The sequence below is a fragment of the Arthrobacter sp. ZBG10 genome (genome assembly GCF_001238605.1).
Lineage (GTDB): Bacteria > Actinomycetota > Actinomycetes > Actinomycetales > Micrococcaceae > Arthrobacter.
Genome location: NZ_LFQH01000171.1, coordinates 1 through 604 on the forward strand (window position 1 = coordinate 1; position 604 = coordinate 604).

Consider the following 604-nt stretch of genomic DNA (forward strand, 5'->3'; position numbering starts at 1 on the left):
GTCGACGAGATCCCGCAGCCGCACCGCCTCGCAGAACGCGGCTGGTAGCGGACATGACCATGCTGGGGACGCGCCCGGTGAAAACCGCCACGGGACGTGGCAGGCGGGAGGACTGGTCACAGCTGACCGGGCGCACCGTTGAGGTATGGATGCAGGGGGAGCACATTGCCACCGGCATTGTTGATCAGGCTGCCGACGATGACTCGGTGCTCTGGATCGCCGGCGCCGGCGCCGATACCCGGCGCCTGTTCGATAAATTCAGTGGCTACCAGATATGGGCCTGAACCCGCAGATATCCTGACTGCCAAGGCCTCGGCCGGACCCGTGTCCGCCGGGGCTTTGGCGTTTGTTCGTGCCCGTCCTGATGCCCGGCATTGACTGGCGGTCCCGACGGCGTCCGGCCACGCTGGTTGCGGTTTAACGCGCAGAGTCCTGTCCCCGGTGCCACTGGCGCCGGGGACAGGACTTCGGCTCAACTGAGGTCTGTCCTGTCCGCCCTATCGCGGTTGGCAGGCGCCCTGGTTGTGGGGATGCTTCCGGTTGGGGTCCCACCGGAGCAGTCGGCGTCCGTACAATTCTCGGAATCGTGGCGGGTGACGAGGTC

The 604-nt window shown here is 66.4% G+C and carries 1 protein-coding gene; it reads left to right on the forward strand.

The genetic code is table 11. The features are described 5' to 3' along the window. The coding region (locus ACU18_RS19065; protein ID WP_331456852.1) for a hypothetical protein at window positions 1-284 on the forward strand (284 nt) is incomplete at its 5' end. Window positions 285-604: the final 320 nt, after the last annotated feature.